General features: G+C 50.0%; 12 protein-coding genes and 1 pseudogene. 2 read left to right on the top strand and 11 right to left on the bottom strand.

Going from position 1 to position 17,950, the window contains the following annotated elements; genetic code table 11:
* Positions 1-3: 3 nt before the first annotated feature.
* From DWB23_RS15095 to DWB23_RS15135, 9 genes and pseudogenes are all read right to left on the bottom strand, one after another.
* A pseudogene (locus tag DWB23_RS15095) lies at positions 4-636 on the bottom strand (IS6 family transposase); the annotation flags it as partial.
* Positions 637-979: 343 nt separating this feature from the next.
* Entirely contained in the window at positions 980-2,338 is a 1,359-nt protein-coding gene (locus DWB23_RS15100; protein WP_121743604.1) for a short-chain fatty acid transporter, read from the bottom strand.
* A gap of 374 nt (positions 2,339-2,712) precedes the next feature.
* Positions 2,713-3,609 (bottom strand): SDR family NAD(P)-dependent oxidoreductase, encoded by an 897-nt coding sequence (locus DWB23_RS15105; RefSeq protein ID WP_162989840.1) that lies wholly within the window; start codon positions 3,607-3,609, stop codon positions 2,713-2,715.
* Positions 3,610-4,061: 452 nt separating this feature from the next.
* Positions 4,062-4,502 (bottom strand): ABC transporter permease, encoded by a 441-nt coding sequence (locus DWB23_RS15110; RefSeq protein WP_238717467.1) that lies wholly within the window; start codon positions 4,500-4,502, stop codon positions 4,062-4,064.
* Between the two features lie 626 nt (positions 4,503-5,128).
* Positions 5,129-5,950 (bottom strand): enoyl-CoA hydratase/isomerase family protein, encoded by an 822-nt coding sequence (locus DWB23_RS15115; RefSeq protein ID WP_121743606.1) that lies wholly within the window; start codon positions 5,948-5,950, stop codon positions 5,129-5,131.
* Between the two features lie 45 nt (positions 5,951-5,995).
* Positions 5,996-7,606 (bottom strand): long-chain fatty acid--CoA ligase, encoded by a 1,611-nt coding sequence (locus DWB23_RS15120; RefSeq protein WP_121743607.1) that lies wholly within the window; start codon positions 7,604-7,606, stop codon positions 5,996-5,998.
* A gap of 154 nt (positions 7,607-7,760) precedes the next feature.
* Positions 7,761-8,042 (bottom strand): acetone carboxylase subunit gamma, encoded by a 282-nt coding sequence (locus DWB23_RS15125; protein ID WP_121743608.1) that lies wholly within the window; start codon positions 8,040-8,042, stop codon positions 7,761-7,763.
* Positions 8,043-8,044: 2 nt separating this feature from the next.
* A complete protein-coding gene (locus DWB23_RS15130) occupies positions 8,045-10,030 on the bottom strand; it encodes a hydantoinase B/oxoprolinase family protein (RefSeq protein ID WP_121743609.1) in 1,986 nt (661 codons plus the stop codon).
* Between the two features lie 2 nt (positions 10,031-10,032).
* Entirely contained in the window at positions 10,033-12,174 is a 2,142-nt protein-coding gene (locus DWB23_RS15135) for a hydantoinase/oxoprolinase family protein (RefSeq protein WP_121743610.1), read from the bottom strand.
* 344 nt (positions 12,175-12,518) lie between these two features.
* Between DWB23_RS15135 and DWB23_RS15140 the strand changes: the two genes are divergently transcribed.
* Positions 12,519-13,664, top strand: coding sequence for a thiolase family protein (locus tag DWB23_RS15140; protein WP_121743611.1), 1,146 nt, complete (start codon positions 12,519-12,521; stop codon positions 13,662-13,664).
* A 230-nt stretch (positions 13,665-13,894) separates the two neighbouring features.
* On the opposite strand, the gene DWB23_RS15145 is transcribed toward DWB23_RS15140, so the two are convergent.
* A complete protein-coding gene (locus DWB23_RS15145) occupies positions 13,895-14,656 on the bottom strand; it encodes an IclR family transcriptional regulator (protein ID WP_121743612.1) in 762 nt (253 codons plus the stop codon).
* Between the two features lie 2,475 nt (positions 14,657-17,131).
* Here DWB23_RS15145 and DWB23_RS15160 point away from each other — a divergent pair.
* Positions 17,132-17,509: a TFIIB-type zinc ribbon-containing protein gene (locus DWB23_RS15160; RefSeq protein WP_121743615.1), complete on the top strand. Its 378-nt coding sequence runs from the start codon at positions 17,132-17,134 to the stop codon at positions 17,507-17,509.
* On the opposite strand, the gene DWB23_RS15165 is transcribed toward DWB23_RS15160, so the two are convergent.
* Positions 17,400-17,936 carry a PGF-CTERM sorting domain-containing protein gene (locus DWB23_RS15165; RefSeq protein WP_238717475.1) on the bottom strand — a complete coding sequence of 179 codons (537 nt, stop codon included), beginning with the start codon at positions 17,934-17,936 and terminating at the stop codon, positions 17,400-17,402. The genes DWB23_RS15160 and DWB23_RS15165 overlap by 110 nt on opposite strands.
* Between the last annotated feature and the right edge of the window lie 14 nt (positions 17,937-17,950).

Here is a 17,950-nt window from a genome sequence, read left to right on the forward strand (position 1 = left end):
GTTTAAGACATCTTCATAGAAGTATGCATAGTTCTGCAGCCATGTTTCGGCGGTTGCTGGATCGGTGTTTCGGAAATAGTTTCCAAACTGTGAGGTACGTCGTTTTATCTCTTGGAGGAGACGTTTGACGACGTTGCGATTTCCGTGTCGTTCGTATTGAAATCGGAGCCTGTGTCGGTGGAGTGCAGCTTGTAGCCAGGGAGCAGAATCGACGGGAAACACGGCGTTCTCGACGTCGTGTTCCTCGGCGAGTTCCGAGAGAAAGATCGAGGTAACGCCTTCGTTTCTGGTCATAAAGAGCCTGACGTGGAGGAACTCGTTCGTCTCGGGATCGACAGTAGCGTACAGCCAGTAGCGTTCGGTATTGAGTTTGATCACGGTTTCGTCGAGCGCTACGTGATCCGGACTCCGTTCGGTGGCCGGCTGTAACTCGGCCTTTTGCACCCAATTATGGACGGGCGATCGTGCACGCTCGACACCGAAGCTCTCCAGTACAGATACAGTATTCAAAAATTATAATTCATGCAGATGGAGCTGAATACTGAGCCGCATTAACTCACGCTGTGTCGCTTCGCGCTCCACAAACTCTAACTGAATCTCGGTGCTAGATCCAGTGAGACGGGTCGATTCAGGCACGGACACCTCGAATTCCACCGCCTCACTCCTTCAAACTCTTATCTGAACAGCACCGCGCCGTCGGGAATCGGTACGGACGAGCGGAGAGGCGGACGATGGAGCGATGATTCGAGTGCTTTCAAACTATTTCAGTCACACCAAACAGTCGACAGCTCCATCGAGGCTCCAAGCCATCGCTGGGGCAATACTACAAACTAACCCCGACTCTCCTTGCTATGGTAGTTGCTTTATAACACCCCTCTCGTTTACCCCTTACCTGAGAGTGACCATCAGTAGTGAAACAGAAACGTACCACCCAACTCCCTGGAGTTCGTCTCTACAGTGAAACAAAACAAAGGATCGATCAGACGATTCCAAGCATCGGGAAGAGCAGCGTAATACTGCCAGCCACCAGTCCGTAGCCGATTAGCACCATAAGAACGTATCCCCAGATGTCTCGAACCTGCAATCCAGCGATACCGAGAACGGGCAGCGCCCAGAATGGGTTGAGGAGGTTCGTCCAGACGTCACCGACGGTATAGGCCGAGACGATAACTGCGTGTGAAACCCCCATGCTCTCCGCGGCGGGGTGCAGAAATTCGGCGGTGACGATATACTGACCACCACCCGACGGGACGAACACGTTGACGATTCCGGTCATGAACCACGTGAAGAAGGGGAATGTTTCCGCTGAAGAAACACCCGTGATGGAATCAATGAGAATCGTTGTGAGTCCGGTTCCGATCAAGATCCCCTGGATACCACCGTAGAAGGGGAACTGAAGAATCACTTGTCCGCATCGCTCCGCGGCATCGGTTATCGATTTGGCGTAGCTGACTATGTTCTTGTGGAGTCCGATACCGATTATGAGGAATATCAGATTCATCGTATTGAGTTCCAACATCTGGAACGCTCCCTCTGAGATGATCAGCCAGATAGAAATGGATCCGCCTAGTAAAACGATACCGGTATTAAACAATCGCGAACCGTTGAAACGACCTGCGATCGTCGTCGAATCGAAGTCCTGGTGGTATTCCGGAAGCAGTTCGTCTACTCGCTCCTCGGGGAGTGGATCCGTATTCTCCTGCGTCGGATACGTGAAGTAGATTATCACGAGCAACAAGAGGAAAACACCCCACACGATCGATAAATGGAACAGACTAAATATCGTTTCGTTAAGCGGAATGAGCCCGATCTGATCTTCCATGAAGTGATCGGGCGTGTTTACCAACAGGGGCGCCGTCTGTGATATCGAGCCGGCGGAACCGACCGTCGCTCCAGAGTACGCCATCGCGACGGTGTATCCGAAATCGATATCGTCCCGTTCTTTCCCGAGGAAAATCGCGTAGAGCGAGACGGAGACTAGCCCGAGTCCCCAGTGGATGAGGGTGACGAAGAATCCGAAGATTGCAATCGAGAAGTATGCTTGCAAAGGAGTATTCGGGATGCGAACTAATTTACTAATAATGCGTCTCGTGATTGGTGCAGAAGCAATACCGTATCCTGTCACAATTATGACAACTAGTTGCATCGCGAATTCGAGGAAGCCCCAAAACTCGTTGTTCCACTCGATGACAATTTGAGATGGGCCCGTAGATGTCAGCAGGAGTGCTGCTACGTATGCCGCGAACGTTAGAATGATCGCGAAAACGAACGAGTGCGGCATATACTTTTCAATACCAACATTAAATCTATTTGCCATTTGCTTGAGTATGTTTGGCATACTTACTTGTAAGCCGGCATATTGTTAAAGGTTATGATTTCGGCTGTTCCCAGATATGCCTTCCAATATCAGAGCTATAATTCACATCCTGATTCCATAGCCATTAGTATTCATTTGGGTGTATTGTGAGTTTGCTTCTGTTCAATCTGTGACGGACCGTCGCGGCCATCGAGACGGAATGAGACGCCGAAGCGGCGGAGGCCCAATCGTAGCACGGACAGGTCCCGGACGCAGGGTTCGATAGCGAACGTGTCGGCGACGAAGCGTCATCACCGCAAGGACGGTCGGGTCCTCGAGACGACGATAATCGAAATCTGTAGCGGCGTCGATCCAGACCTGGTCGGATTCGCCGCGAGTCAAGTTTCAGATAGAATTTACCAACCGGAAGTCATCCGCGTAGTTTCGAAATCTTCGGTGAGATTCTCCCACCGGTCACGAACCTCTTGAGCGGTCCATCGGCCCTCCGCAACGACATCTTTCGAGAGTGAACGTTCACGTTCCGGATCGGAGACGATTGAAAGTTGGCCGCCTGCGATGGCGACGGTACAACCCGTTACATCCGTGGCATTATCACTTGCGAGGAACACCGGGACGCCGGGGACATGGTGTGGCCCCATTTCTTTTTCGTTCATGTCGATCCAGGACAAGTCCTCAGTCATCCGTGTCATAGCAGTAGGCCACAGCGCGTTCACGCGGACATCGTATTGGTGTAGTTCCAGCGCTGCTGCTCGCATTAATCCTAAGATGCCAGCTTTCGCCGCGGAGTAGTTCGCTTGACCAGGATTTCCAGCTGTGACACCACTCGAAACGCACATAAACGACCGCTGGCGGTCGAAACCGTTATTCTCCTTGAATTTGGATCGCCAATGTACGGCGGCGCTATGTAACAGGGAAAAATGCCCCTTCAAATGGACTTCGATGACCGCATCGAAGTCCTCCTCGTCCATATTGAAAATCATTCTATCTCGGAGTACTCCCGCAAAGTTTGCAATACTATCCACACGCCCGTACCGCGTAACTGTGTCTTCGATGAGTTGCTGGGTATAGTTTATGTCAGAAACGTTCCCAAAATGGGCTATTGCCTCGCCGCCGTTGTCCCTAATGCGCTGGACTGTCTCATTTGCTGGCTTTTCGTCCGATCCCTTGCCAGAGACATCAACACCGAGATCATTTACTACCACTTTTGCACCGTGGTCAGCCATTGCTACCGCCGTTTCTTCTCCGAGTCCGTTACCGGCACCACAGATAATACACACTCTATCTTTGAGCATATTTTGAGTCTCTGCGGATGTCATTTATAACTATCGAAAGTCACGTACTTTCGTTCTCCGAGACTCAGAAGATATCTTCTCAGAGTGAGTCGGAGCATCCACTCTTAATTCATTACGGCGACCGTTTTCTCCTCGCTCAATTGTGACCGACTCGGCTTAAAACCGCCCACTACTCAGGTCCCACATTCTGCATTGGTGAATCAGATTACCGCGGATCGATAGAAAATGCCCCATCATATTACACTCGTACGCATGTAATCCAGATTCTTCCTCTGACCGAATCTAAGCCATAGTCTAGTTCACTGTCCACATTCACCATGAGGAAATGATCGGCAAAAGAGTCCATCACCTCCGTAGCAGTTCTAGCCGGTTGATTAGCGTAACTTTAGACGAAAGCGATCCTCGAAATCGGTGTCGCAACCGAACTCGACTCAAATCCGACCGAAGAACAATCAGGTGACGAAGTCGCCGACGACACCAAAGACGATCATAAGACCGACCAACACAGTTGCAAGAGCGCTGATCTCGGGACTCAGTCCCGTTTGAATCTGGTTGTAGATGATGATCGGAACGGTTGTCGTATCCGGTGTGACCAGGAACTGAGTCGCAGTAAACTCACCGAATGAGATGATAAATGCGATGAATATCCCGGCGATAATCGACGATGTGAGGATCGGTAGAACGACGTTGAGAAACGTTTCAGGTCGGTTAGCTCCAAGGACACGCGATGCCTGCTCGAGTCGATCATCGAACGTAAGCAGCCGCGAGCGGGCGATCAAAAAGACGAAGGGGAATACCAAGATCGAGTGGACGAGGATTATTCTCGGGTGACCCGACGGGATACCGATGCGTACGCTGTAACGCAGCAGCGCTAGACCCGCAATGACGGGCAAATCATGATTGGCAACAGCATTACTGTCGCAAGTAATTCCTTGTACGGGAGATCACTCCTAACGAATCCGAACGCAGTTGCGGTTCCCATGGTACCAGCCAGCAGTGATGCACCAGTACCGATGACAATACTGTTCACGATCGCGTCCATGATCCATAACTTTCTGTTCAGCCTCAAGGACGACTCCGCCACGATTGATGTAGGTGAGGGCATCACCACTATCACCGAGACAACCTGCTACGCCGACAGCAGCAGTTCCGCTACCAAGCTGCAAGTACTTTCGTCGGGACACGATACGTGTGGGGTCTCTCTACCGAGCTATCGTCTCGCACATTACAACGAATATAATCATATATTATTAAGCCTTCTAAATATTTGGCCTCACTAGATGATTCGGACATTATGGGAAATGTCACATAAATGCGGTGGCCGTATACAATATCCGTCAATAGAATCCTTCGAAAGAAGCGCCTTTTGGTGTTAGGGAAATGGGTATTCAGGCGTTATCTCTCCAGTTTTTCGGGCTTTTCGATGCGTTCGCAGTTCCCAATGGCACCAGGGCAAACGGGCGACCTCACCCCCAATCGATGCGAGAATTATTCCAGTAGGCTATAACACATCGAGATATTATGACTGGTTCCGCCCATCTTCATCTTTACTGTAACCTTCGAAGTTGGGATCCCTGTCTTCGAAAAACGCTCCCATACCTTCCTCTTTGTCGCGAGTGTTGAATAACAATCCAGACAGCGCTGCCTCCAACTGTAACCCCGTATTCAGATTCGTACGGGTTGCGTTCACAGCACGCTTACCGAACCACTGAGCAAGAGCAGGGCCAGCAGCGAGTTCTGCCGCAAGTTCGCAAACTCGTTCTTCGAACGCATCATCAGAGACTACTTCATTGATAAGACCGATATCAGCAGCTTCTTCAGCGGAGATGTGGCGCCCAGTTAGGATCAGTTCCTTTGCTTTTAGGGATCCGACGAGATGTGCTAGACGTTGGGTACCACCAGCATTAGGAATTATTCCTAGTCTGATCTCGGGTTGACCGAACCTCGCAGATGCAGCGGCAACTATCATGTCACACATCATGGCTATCTCGGTGCCACCACCTAGAGCATCACCGTTAACTGCGGCAAGAACCGGGTGCATTGACTCTTCTATAGCCCGTTCTAAGTCATGGGTCGCAGGACGGAATTCTCGCTGAAACCAGATGCCGGATTTATCCTGAAATTGTTTAATGTCACCACCACCGATAAACGCTCGTTCACCGTGTCCCGTTAAAACAATCACACGCGTTTTTTCGTCTCGACCTACTTTTTTAATCGCGTTAGTGATCTCGACGATAGTATCCAAATTAACTGAGTTCCTCACCTCAGGACGATCCACGTAGATTGTTGCTAATGAGTCTTCCCGTTCGATATACACGTTATCGTAATCTGTATCGCACATTGTTTTATTGGTAGTCGTTATTGTCCGTGTTATGATATCCGGAGCCTATTTTTCGTTTTCCGCATACTGCTCGCGCAGATCCTTCTTCGAGAACTTCCCAGTGGCTGTTTTAGGTATCTCATCAGTGAATTCAATCTCGTCCGGGACCCACCATTTTGGATATTCTCGATGCAACATGTCGTATATCTCCTCAACGATTGTTTCGTGATCCGTTCCATTGATGGGCGCGATGAATGCAACGGGACGTTCTTGCCACTTCTCATGTGGAACACCGATAACTACCGCCTCTCGAACGTGATCATTCGACATGATGGTGTTCTCAAGTTCTACACTCGAAATCCACTCCCCACCAGACTTGATTACGTCTTTAACGCGGTCCACAATTTCGATGTACCCGTCCTCATCAACAGTGACGATGTCACCCGTTTTCAACCACTCATCCTCGAAGCTTTCCTCATTTGCTTCAGGCCGCTCAAAATACTCTGTAGTTACAGTCGGCCCACGGACCCACAATTCACCGAATTCTTCCCCGTTCCACTCAACCTCATTTCCATTCTCATCTACAACAATCAACTCTAATCCAGGCAATATTAGTCCTTGCTTGGTGTATTTATTCATCTTTGTTCCTTCATCCGCGTTCTGCAGGTCATTCTTGAGGTAGGAAACAGAGGCTACAGGTGTCGTTTCAGTCATACCCCACGGATGAATGACTTGAATGTCATGCTCATCGAACCAGCGGATCATTGACTCTGGAGCAGCCGACCCGCCGACAATAACACGTTCAAGGGCCGAGAGATCGACATCATGCTCCTTACAGTACTCTATCAATCCAAGCCATACGGTCGGGACACCACCAGTCAGCGTGACTTCCTCTTTTTCGATGAGGTGGGCGAGATCCTCTGGGTCAGGAGAAGGTCCAGGGAATACTTGTTTCGCTCCAGCCGTAGTAGCTGCATACGGCAACCCCCATGCGTTGACATGGAACATCGGTACAACAGGCATAACGACATCATCATCTTCTACTGGAATTCCCTGGGGTGTTTGGAGTTGCATTGTATGGGCCCAGATCATCTGCTGGGTGTATTTAACACCCTTAGGTTTGCCAGTTGTCCCAGAGGTATAGCACATTCCCGCCGGTTGGTCCTGGGCCACTTCGGGCCAATCGTATGTAGTAGACTGGTCTCCAATGAATTCTTCGTACGGGACTGCATCAAGTTCAGTTTCGGGCAACTCGGAGGACATCACGACATACTGTTCCACCGAACTAAATTCCGAAGATTTGGCAACTTCTTCGACGCTATCGACTAATTCAGGACCGATAAATAGCAAACGGTCCTCAGCGTTCTGGACGATGTATTTGATATGCTCGTCGGGGAGCTGTGGATTTATTGTATGTAATTGCGCACCAATTGACGGGACGGCGAAGTACGTCTCGAAATGCCGGTAGTCGTTCCAACAAAACGTCCCGATCCTATCTCGCTCTGTAATGCCGTAGTCATCGAGTGCATTTGCCAATTGACGGACACGGTTCGCATACTCGCTATAAGTGTAGCGTTCGATGTCCTCAACAGTTCGAGAAACGATTTCTGTACTCGGATAAAGCCGTTCGGCACGCCATAGGAACGGCTGTATTGTCATATCAGCTCCTCCAACCATAGATACGTATATGTGTGAGGTATGTACTAAATCTTTCCCTTCGTTTTATCATCAGAGTTACTATTGTCACCTAGTTCGGTGAGATTTGCGACATAGAGAAGAACGGAAACTGATCGAGGCTGATCCCCTTATCTCTAAACCTCGCTTCGATCAATCAACTTTCGAAGAGCGTAACCTCGTCGTGGAGAGGGTCCTCCGGACGTGCTACTTCGTTGGTAAGCATCGTGGCACACCCTGGGCAGTAGAACCTCCGGAAGACTATCTCCTGATTAATATAGCGTGACGGTTCCTCGTAGTGAGGCCCCGCCTCCTCGACGCCTACCTGCTCGATAGCCAAGTTTCGCTTAATATTCCCTAAGACGTCTCCCAACTCTGCCGAACAGAAACCACAGGAGACGAGATCGTCCTCCACAATAAATTGATTCCCGATCTTCATAATTATCGCACCTCCTTGGGAATACCGAGTTCGTCCGCAGTCTGTGCCCGTTCGAGACGTTCCTGCTTAATTTCTTGGCGTCTGGTTTCAGTCGCGGTCTCGTCAACTGCATCATCGTTTGTGAGGACCACTCCGTACGTCTCGTGAGCCTGATCTTCGCTAATAGTGCCATTGACAACATCCTCAACGACAAGTTCAGGATCTCGGAGAATCGGATCTCCGAGTCCGGCACAGGAACCCCACCACCACTCGGTGACGGAATCATCATCAAGACTTATCGCTGGGCCTTTCCCAACGGTCAATTCCTCCTCACCACTGAGGTCGTCAAATTCTTTCGCTATTTTCCCCGCTTCGAACTGCTCGTTTACGTCAGAATTATGAATTACACGGGTCTCGCCACGACTGCTGGGAAGGCCGCCAAAAATCCCCGGTCCCTTCGGGACACCTTCAGTTGTGTAGACACCGATATCCATCGACCCCTGGTGAAGAGTAAATGCAAGTCTCCCCCCATTACCGCCCCGTCGTCTGCCGGCCCCAGCAGTATCTTGATGCTCTGACCTGTAGAGATACAGGATCGGCCATTCCCGTTCGTAATACTCCACATTTGGACCTACGCCTTCAGGGATCCAGAACTGACCCGCAGCAAAGGCACCATCCTGGTTCAATCTCGCACCCGTTGAGGCAACGATCCCGTCAAGCATAGGCGCGACATAGTAGTCCCCCCGCTGATTGTTACCTTCGCCGATCGTGAGCTGCCATTGCGGCTGAGTCGTTGAAACTGCCTTGTTACGCAGTTCTTCGTCATCCGCACTCAGTAACATTTTCGAGATAATCGCATTTGCCATTGCGACCCCGAGTTCGTTCGCGTAAATGCCCGCGGGACTAACTGCCGCGCCGAACTCAGGACAAGTGATCGTCCCTGGTTCTGGTTCGAAGTTCAACGACCGCATCATTCCGCCTGTTGCGCCCATTTGCTCGGGCTGCATTAGCAAGTTCGCCACAGAAATGATGGAACCGCGCCATCCGGGGAACGGCTGGTTGATGGAGCCGACCTGTTCATGTGTTCCCTCATTGCTGAAGGTGAGTTGGTCCCCCTCTTTTCGTACAGTGAGTTCTACTGGATAGACACCGTCATCACCAGTTATTGCTCGTTCCTGATAGACGCGTTCGGACCATTCACCGTCAGGAATCTTCGCGAGAATATCTTCTTTAAATGCTCGTTCACCGCTATCGATTAGTTCTCGCATCGTTCCTTTGACAGCGCTAACACCATATTTATCGATGAGGGTTTTGATTCGTTCTCGAGCGGTGTTGATACCGGCAATACCGGCACGGAGATCCATCGAAAGCTGCCTCGGAGTCCGCGACTGTCTCCGATAAACCGCTTCCTTGTCTTCAACAATATCGCCACCATCGACGATCTTCATCGGTGGGAACATTGGTGGATCCCAATAGGTATCGGCTGCATTTGGGCAGAAACTTCCAGCAACAGTTCCCCCGACGTCGTTCTGGTGCATGAGATTACTGACCCAGCAGAACACCTTCCCGTCGTTGAATACTGGTGTGATTAGCGCGACGTCGGGCTGGTGAGGTGAACCCACCCAGCAATCATTACTGAGGAAGATATCACCCTCGTTGATACCGGGACTCTTTCCTCGGTTTTCCAAGATCCAGTTGGCGAGAAGATCCATTGTACCTGCAAAGTACTGCAGATATGGTCCGAAGAAGACGAACTCCGCGTTTTCCGTCAGGATACCCGTCTGAAAGTCTCGAGTCTCGAGTGTAATTGGCGAGACAGCGGTGTTTTCAATGGTACTACCGTGTTCCTCATTCGCATTCCAGAGCGAATGCCTAATGACCTCGTGAGTTACCGGATCGACATTCTCATCATATTTTTCGTCAAGCGTTACTTCGTCGGGGACTTCGACATTTGATGGGACATACGGCAGGTCCGTTCCATCCCAATTTTCGAACTGATTTGATGCCATTGTTATAGTTTGATCTTGAAGTCGTTGTATTTGTTCACGGTCACTTCATGTCCTTCATGGGCAACGGTTGACGTATTGTCGAGGTCGATTATCACTGGACCATCCATAGTGTTTCCAGGGCGAAGCTTCGCACCATCGTAGACGGATATCTCTCTTTCGGGCTGTTTTTCAGAGAAATATACTGTCCGCGAGGGGAGCTTAGCATCCTCATCTGGATCAGTCGATACGATGTCGGAAATCTGTCGATCGAACTTGTTAACGCGTCCAATTGGTTCCAACGAGAGACTTACAATCTCTGGCCGAGCCTCCGGTAAGCGCGCAGCAGCCGAATACCGCTGTTCATACTGCGTCTCAAACCGATCAATGATAGTACTAATAGTATCCCCATCAACACGGCCGGAAGGTACTGTCACGTTGAGTTCATGCACTTGTCCCTCGTAGCGCATCTTGACCGTACGCTCGAATTGGACTGCTTCCTCATCGACAGCACTTTCTTCGACGAGATCGCGACTACTCGATCTCATTTGGTCGAACGTCGCTTGCAGTTCTTCTGGGTCGAACGGCGCTAACATGACCATCTCTTCTTCGAGCGTATATCGAATATCTGACTGGGAGATACCGTACGCTGACCAGACGGGTGATATCTCACTGGGAACTAATACGGATTCGACACCCAATTCCTGGGAATATGACGCGGCGTGAATCGGGCCTGCGCCACCGTAAGAGATCAGACTGAAGTCGCGAGGATCATAACCCTGACCGATGATCTTGTTCTCCATCAGATTCGCCATTTTTGTGTTTACAACATCATAGATCCCTCGCGCGGTCTGATGGATGGTGAGGCCAAGTTTCTCAGCAAGTTTCTCCATTGCCTCGTGAGCAAGCTCCGTACTCGGCGTAATGTGTTCGCCGATCGTAGCCTCAGGGTTAATATATCCCAGGAGGAGATCCGCGTCAGTTACCGTTGGTTGTTCGCCACCGTTCCGATAACATGCAGGACCGGGGTTTGCGCCAGCACTTTCGGGACCAATTCTCAGGCTGTTACTATATTCATCTACATGAGCGATACTCCCGCCGCCAGCCCCAATTGATTCGATATCAAGTTTCGATATGTTGTATTGATGATTTTCGATCACTGTCTGGTCTTGGACTAGGGGGTCGCCATCTTGAATTAGTCCCACCTCGAAGCTCGTCCCACCCATGTCCGTAGCAATGACATTCTGAGACCCAATTTCCTCCACTAATCGCGCGCTAGCACGCATACCACCGGCAGGTCCGGATCCGATGAGCATGATTGGTGAGTCTGCTGCTTGGTGACCTGGTATAGTACCGCCATTGCATTGCATGAGGAGAAACGGATCGTCGAATTCGAATCGATCACCTAATTCACTATCTAACTCGCGCAAATACTCCTCCGTCCCCGGACCGACAATGGAATTAATACACGTAGCGACGGTTCGCTCATATTCACCAAGTGTCGGGGATACCTCGTGTGAACAAGAGATGTAGACATCCGATGACTCCTCGTGAATTATCTCTCTTAGTCGCTGTTCATGTTCAGGGTTTCTGAACGACCAAAGGAGTGAGACTGCAATAGCTTCAGCACCCTCGTCAATGAGGGACCTGACTGCCCCTCGTGCGGTTTCTTCGTCTAAGTTGACTACCTGCTGTCCGTGAGCATCCACTCGTTCCGGGATTCTTCGAACGAGAGATTGGGGAACGATGGGGTCAGGTTTCTCCAGCTGCGTGAGCTGGAATACGTTTTCTGGTGGTTCGTTCATCACTTTAGCGTTGCCGCGCATGATCTTGATTGCGTCTTCGTGCCCCTGCGTTGTTATCAAGCCAGTTTTGGCACCACCTTGTTCGACCACCATATTCGTTGATACAGTAGTACCGTGAGCCAATCTGAGGGTTTTGTCGAATAGATCCTCCAGTTCCAGATCGAGTTTTGCCGCCGCGGTCTCCAAACTGTTGAAGAACCCACTAACGACATCATTAGTCGAGGGCGCTTTTGCTGTCGTTACTCGTCCGTCTTCATCGATGAGAACGGAATCAGTGAACGTCCCACCGACGTCGACGGCACATACGATGTCTTGCTTATCGTTGCTATGGTTTCTCATACACAACGAGCCGGAGTTTGCCATACAAAATAATAAATGTTTGTGAGCCTCATTTCCGATGCCAGTGATCTCAGGATATCGAGGTTCTGCATTAGAGAATCTACAATTGTGAGGTTAGAGATCACCAGATTTTGCCTTCTAAAACACAGGATTACAATCGTATGGGTGTAAATAAAACGGCCAAATATAGAACGGGGTGCAGGAGGCGTATTCACCATGAGCGAATTTTTATGAAGCTTAGTTAAAGATAGGACCATGATCAGAGATCATTCAACAGTGACAGCACGAATGGGGCATTATTTTATTTTTGTTTGACGGCGTAAAACCACACCGAAACCATTAAACTTAGATGAATACATGACCTCGGTGTGACAGAGTCATATACTACTCCTGTAATTGTTAGTGCCAAGCGTACCGCACAGGGTAAGGAAGACGGTGCACTCGCCGAGGTCCGAAGCGAGGACCTCTCGATCCCGTTGGTTAACGAGATGATCGCTGAAACAGGCGTCGAGGGGGACCATGTTGACGACCTGATGTGGGGCTGTGCACAGCAACGCTCCGAGCAGCGGACCAACATCGCGCGACAGATTGCACTCTTCTCCGACCTCGACGAGTCCGTTCCAGCGACTACCATCGACCGGCAGTGTGCATCATCAGCGCAAGCGATCATCAGTGCGGCAGATTCGATCGCTGCGGGACGCCACAAGGCAGTCGTCGCAGGCGGCGTCGAGAGTATGAGTCGCGTTAAGATGGAAATCGGCGACAGCGGGGATATGTATCCCGGACTTGACAAGCGATACGGGATGGAAAATCTCCGGATGGGAATGACCGCCGAGAAAGTTGCTGAAAAGTACGACGTCAGCCGTGAAGAACAAGACGAGTACGCCGTACGCAGCCAGCAGCGAGCGGTTGAAGCAACAGAAGAAGGTCGGTTCGATGATGAAATTATACCCATCGAAACTGAAGATGGCATCCATGACGAAGATGAGGGATTACGTCCCGGTACCACCTCCGAGAAGCTCAGCGAGCTTCCCTCCGTGTTTAAGGACAACGGGACAGTCACAGCCGGCAACGCGTCTCAAATCGCGGACGGCGCCGCCGGCGTTATGTTAACCAGCCGTGAGTTCGCCGACCAAAACGGTCTGAACGTCCTCGTGGAAGTCGGAACCAGTTACGTTGCGGGAGTCGATCCGACTATTATGGGCGTTGGCCCAGTTCCCGCAACAGAAGGTCTACTTGAACGTGCTGACCGTAATATCGACGACTACGGTCTCGTCGAGATTAACGAAGCATTCGCCAGCCAAACACTGTACTCACAGCGAGAACTCGGCATCCCGGATAGCCGACTCAACGTCAACGGCGGCGCCATTGCGATCGGTCATCCGCTAGGTGCCTCCGGTGCGCGACTGCCGGTGACGCTCGTTCATGAGATGAACCGCCAAGACGTCAGCCGCGGAATTGCAACTGAATGCGTTGGTTTCGGTCAAGGTGCGGCCATTGAATTCACTCTATAACATCATAGAACAGTAGTATAACAAAATGTATGATGTAATGATTGGATATTCCACACCATTGCCTACATCATGATATTACTACATCATATTGTGAGGTCTTCGCTGCAGCCCTTCACAGAGATGATTCGTTGTTCAACCATTCCTCAACGAACAAGACGTAGCGAACGAGAGCGAGGTAAATCCGAGCGAATTATATTCATATATTAAATAATTCCTCTTCTTTAGGATTATCAATCATCCCCATACATGACGCCAAGTTGAATATCATTTGCATGAACCTTAAGAAGTTCTGGAATGTCGTTCTCTAGAAATTCACCCTTCATTTGATGGGATGGGCCGTATACGCTGAGCGCGGCAACTACCTTTCCTGACTTGCCTTTAATTGGCACTGCGACCCCTCTGAGACCTTCTAAGCATTCTCCTCGGTTGAAGGCAACACCCCGTTCTCGAATTTTCTCGAGTTCATTGAACAGTTCTGCCTCATCAGTAATAGACCTGTCAGTTAATGGAGTCAGTCCTCGTTTGGAGATGATCTGCTGTACACGGTCTCTAGAGTAGTGTGCAAGAATGGCTTTCCCAGGTGCACAACAGTGTAATATAGAGGTTTTTCCCTCCGTGCCTGGCCGGTCAGAATTCGGATCTTTTCTACCCAATATATAATATCCGACTCCGTTTTGTTCCGCCATTATTGAAGCGACTTCTCCCGTTTCTCTAGCAATTGTATTTAATTTGTCCACTGAGTGGTGATAAAGCGGGTTCTGATGCTTCACATACCTACTTAGTTGGAGGAATCTAAAGCCGATATCATATTCGTGGCCTTCCTTCCGGATATATCCTTCTTCTTCAAGCGTTGTCAGGTGGCTGTGAATAGAACTTTCTGTTATTCCGGTATATGCACTTACTTCGTTAATACGCGCCCCTCCTAATTCCCTAATTGTCCAAATTATTTCAAAGCTCCTCTTGACAGAACCCACCGTTTTTTGTGTACTCATACCGTTATCCCTACACTCGAAACAGTATAAACGTAATGATTATTGATAAGTGCATTTTGTACCCTATAAATTTTTCATGCTAATTAGATTTTGTTATGGAATGTTGTGTGTAGTTTCGACTATTGTCATATGGTTTACCCCCTATTGAATATATCGATTAGATTGAGTCGAATTTCATGGAGTGAGGACGGCCATCACCTCAGATAACGGAACTCGATATTCGATATTATCTTGCTAATTCCCCACTTTTAGATATTGGCCAGAATACATAGAATTCAGACATTAAACGAGATCATAAGACAGTCCTCGGTTGGACTCACGAGTGCGATCTACAGCCAGCAAATGACGAGAAGTTGAATCACGTCGCGCTTGATGCTCATCGCTATTGGTTGTACACTGTTGGTGATCCAGAAACGAATGAAATTCGCCATATGCGGCCGCATCTGACGATTACGGCCGTATTGATGGAACGGCTTCTGCGAAACTCACTGAAAAATACGATCGTGTTTCTCATCGATAGACCGAAACATCTTCGAACTGCACCCCGTCGAACCGGGCTCCGCTTTCGATCCGAGAAACAGGAAAATCAGATCGTTTCTGAATATATATTCAGGCAGACAATATATTAGAACTCTACACTTACTGATTATTTAAGAAATTCGAAATATGCGAACTGAGGGAGTATCTCGCCTATTCACCACCGCCACTCTACAACGACCGATCCTTCAAGAACGGCTCCTACCACCATTCAACCGAGTGCTGAGGCTTAGCTAAAGACCAATGTGGACACAGTCATCAAGGTCACTTGCAGGATCAAAATCCCTAGACGATGTACTCTTCAAAGTGTCTCACGGAGAATTTTAACTTCCAATCTGCCTCATGAGGTCCTCCGGAAACTCCTTGATCAGGACTCATCTTTCACCTCTTTAAGGTGGATCTTCTCACTTCCATGAGCAGTATTTTGGTATCTACGTGCTCGAACCAGACCTTCCCTGCGTTGCTGAACAACCTATCAAACGCCTCTGATCAACAGAATCGTACAGTGTGGCATTTTTTCGGTTGAGGTATTGGCCATCGCTCCCAGTACTCGGACAAACGCTGTGCTCAGTGATTCGTCGGCATCTACTTGATTGACTGTCATCATAGGTTGAACGAACTCATTCCTACTAAAATCCTCCTACAGATCTTATAGGCGTGAATTCGTGTATTCCTATCGCTGTGCACAAGCTGACCATCTTTGAGGAGAATGACGATCCCTGTGAACCGTTCACCGCCCCAGAGATCGCCGAGGCGCTCAACTGTATTCGGAACACTGCCCGAAATAAGTTGGAGGATCTCATCTTTATCGGCGATCTCAAAACGAAAAAAGTCAGCGCCAGCGGCCGACTGTATTGGTCTCCAGGCCCGGAATGAGATCGAACCCACCACAACGGCCATTACAATAGACCAATAATCGGCAAGTATGACAGCGGATATCTCTGAGGATCGGGATAGGCGTGACGCTCGCGAATTCGCGGAGCGGTTCATCGAAGAGCACCGGAAGCTTTTCGAGAAGTTCGCTCAAGAGTGAGCCGGCCCCCATTATGTCGGTGCCGTCGACGGCGTCGCGACGGTTGTACTCACCCGCCAACACCTTCAACCCAAACAGACCCAAACACGGAGTTGTAGGTTTACACGGCTGTATCAGCCGTCGATGGCTTCACCTTCCGCTCGTCGTTTTGGGGCTCCTTGCACTCGTAGGGGCGGTGATCGGAGTACTCGTCGTCGCGACGATCTGGATGGTCGGACGTCGACATGGGCGTGTCCACACTCGAGTAGCGTGGCTGGCACTCTCTGCTGATGCCTGTGAGTGGGACGCTCAATCGCTGCAAAGAACTCGAGAGCATGAACTTGCTCGGCGAGCGAAAGATCCCCGTCGACAGCTCAAGAGTGGGCTCCGAGAGCATCGATGGATGAACGGTCGTAACTACGAACTTAGAGCGAGAAGGTAATGCCACCTCCTCGAGGCGCTAACAGCAGAAATACTGGAAACAGTGGTGTCTCTTGGTGAGATCTGAGTTATCCCACATTGAATTGGGTTGTATTTTGTGGGGTAACCCACACCACGACTGTCTCCATTGGAATCTTGTCATTTGTCTGTACTAATTTCAATCGCTAACTAGAAACGCATTCACAGAATTACCAGCTATTGTTAACCAACACAGGATGGTTTATCTAGCGTATGTTGGTTAACTACGTCGGTTGAATACGCCTGTTTCAGCAGGACCGTTGTAGGGTTGAAGCTGCCGATCATTTGGCACCTATACCGCAGACACAGAATCCGCCTTGAACGACTATTCTATGATCGATGACGAATCGGCTACCTCTCGTGAGGCCACTATCGCTGCTATCTAATTGGGTTTGTGATCAATTAGTATTGTTTATCGCCCCAGAAGCGGTGAAGGGGCTGTTCAGTTGGCTCCTTCGGAATTATCGATGGCAACGAGAGACATCTACACGACCGCGTTCGACGAAGACGTCCAGACGACTGCAACTGACTGTCCGGACTGTGATGGCACTGTTCGAACAACTGACCGTAAAACGATTTGTGAGGACTGTGGCCTCGTCCTCAAGGACAATCAACTGGACCGAGGATCCGAGTGGAGCGAAAATGACCGCTCCACGCGAGGGTCATCAACGTACCAGACACGCCGTAAAGAAGTCACGCGTCGACAAAAGATGCCAAGTCCCGGTCGCTGTGTGCTTAGCTACGCTGACGGACTAACAGCACTGTTCCTGCAAGCAAGGCGAAGAGCGTACCGCCAATGCCAAAGCCGGGAACTGATTCATCCTCGGTTTCGCTGTCGTTGTTAGCAGTATCGTTGTCAGCAGCTTCGGTGTCGTCGTCAGCAGTATCGTCGGTAGCAGTGTCGTTCTCCGAAGTAGTAGTGTCGTTGTCAGCGGCGTCGGTATCGTTGTCAGCAGTATCGTTAGTACCAGTGTCGTTCTCCGAAGCAGTAGTATCGTTAGTAGCAGTGTCGTTCTCCGAAGTAGTAGTGTCGTTGTCAGCGGCGTCGGTGTCGTTGTCAGCAGTATCGTCGGTAGCAGTGTCGTTCGCAGTGTCGGTAACAGTGAGTGTCCCTGAACGTTCCTCGTCACCGGCGGTGACTGTCCACTCGTAGTCACCTTCAGAGAGGACAATCCCTTCAGCGGTGAAAGTGACAGATCCCGTGTCGTCGGTGCTGGCAGGCACTTCCTCTTGGATTCCCTCACCACTGATCTCGAAGACGACGTCAGTCATGGCTGGCTCGCCAT

Origin of the sequence: Natronorubrum halophilum (assembly GCF_003670115.1) — an archaeon.
Classification (GTDB): Archaea; Halobacteriota; Halobacteria; order Halobacteriales; family Natrialbaceae; genus Natronorubrum; species Natronorubrum halophilum.

What these genes read in the sequence shown, in the direction of transcription:
- DWB23_RS15100 (WP_121743604.1), bottom strand. Translation starts at nt 2,338, where the DNA reads ATGCCAAACATACTCAAGCAAATGGCAAATAGATTTAATGTTGGTATT.
- DWB23_RS15105 (WP_162989840.1), bottom strand. Translation starts at nt 3,609, where the DNA reads ATGCTCAAAGATAGAGTGTGTATTATCTGTGGTGCCGGTAACGGACTC.
- DWB23_RS15115 (WP_121743606.1), bottom strand. Translation starts at nt 5,950, where the DNA reads ATGTGCGATACAGATTACGATAACGTGTATATCGAACGGGAAGACTCA.
- DWB23_RS15120 (WP_121743607.1), bottom strand. Translation starts at nt 7,606, where the DNA reads ATGGTTGGAGGAGCTGATATGACAATACAGCCGTTCCTATGGCGTGCC.
- DWB23_RS15125 (WP_121743608.1), bottom strand. Translation starts at nt 8,042, where the DNA reads ATGAAGATCGGGAATCAATTTATTGTGGAGGACGATCTCGTCTCCTGT.
- DWB23_RS15130 (WP_121743609.1), bottom strand. Translation starts at nt 10,030, where the DNA reads ATGGCATCAAATCAGTTCGAAAATTGGGATGGAACGGACCTGCCGTAT.
- DWB23_RS15135 (WP_121743610.1), bottom strand. Translation starts at nt 12,174, where the DNA reads ATGGCAAACTCCGGCTCGTTGTGTATGAGAAACCATAGCAACGATAAG.
- DWB23_RS15145 (WP_121743612.1), bottom strand. Translation starts at nt 14,656, where the DNA reads ATGAGTACACAAAAAACGGTGGGTTCTGTCAAGAGGAGCTTTGAAATA.
- DWB23_RS15160 (WP_121743615.1), top strand. Translation starts at nt 17,132, where the DNA reads ATGGCAACGAGAGACATCTACACGACCGCGTTCGACGAAGACGTCCAG.
- DWB23_RS15165 (WP_238717475.1), bottom strand. Translation starts at nt 17,936, where the DNA reads ATGACTGACGTCGTCTTCGAGATCAGTGGTGAGGGAATCCAAGAGGAA.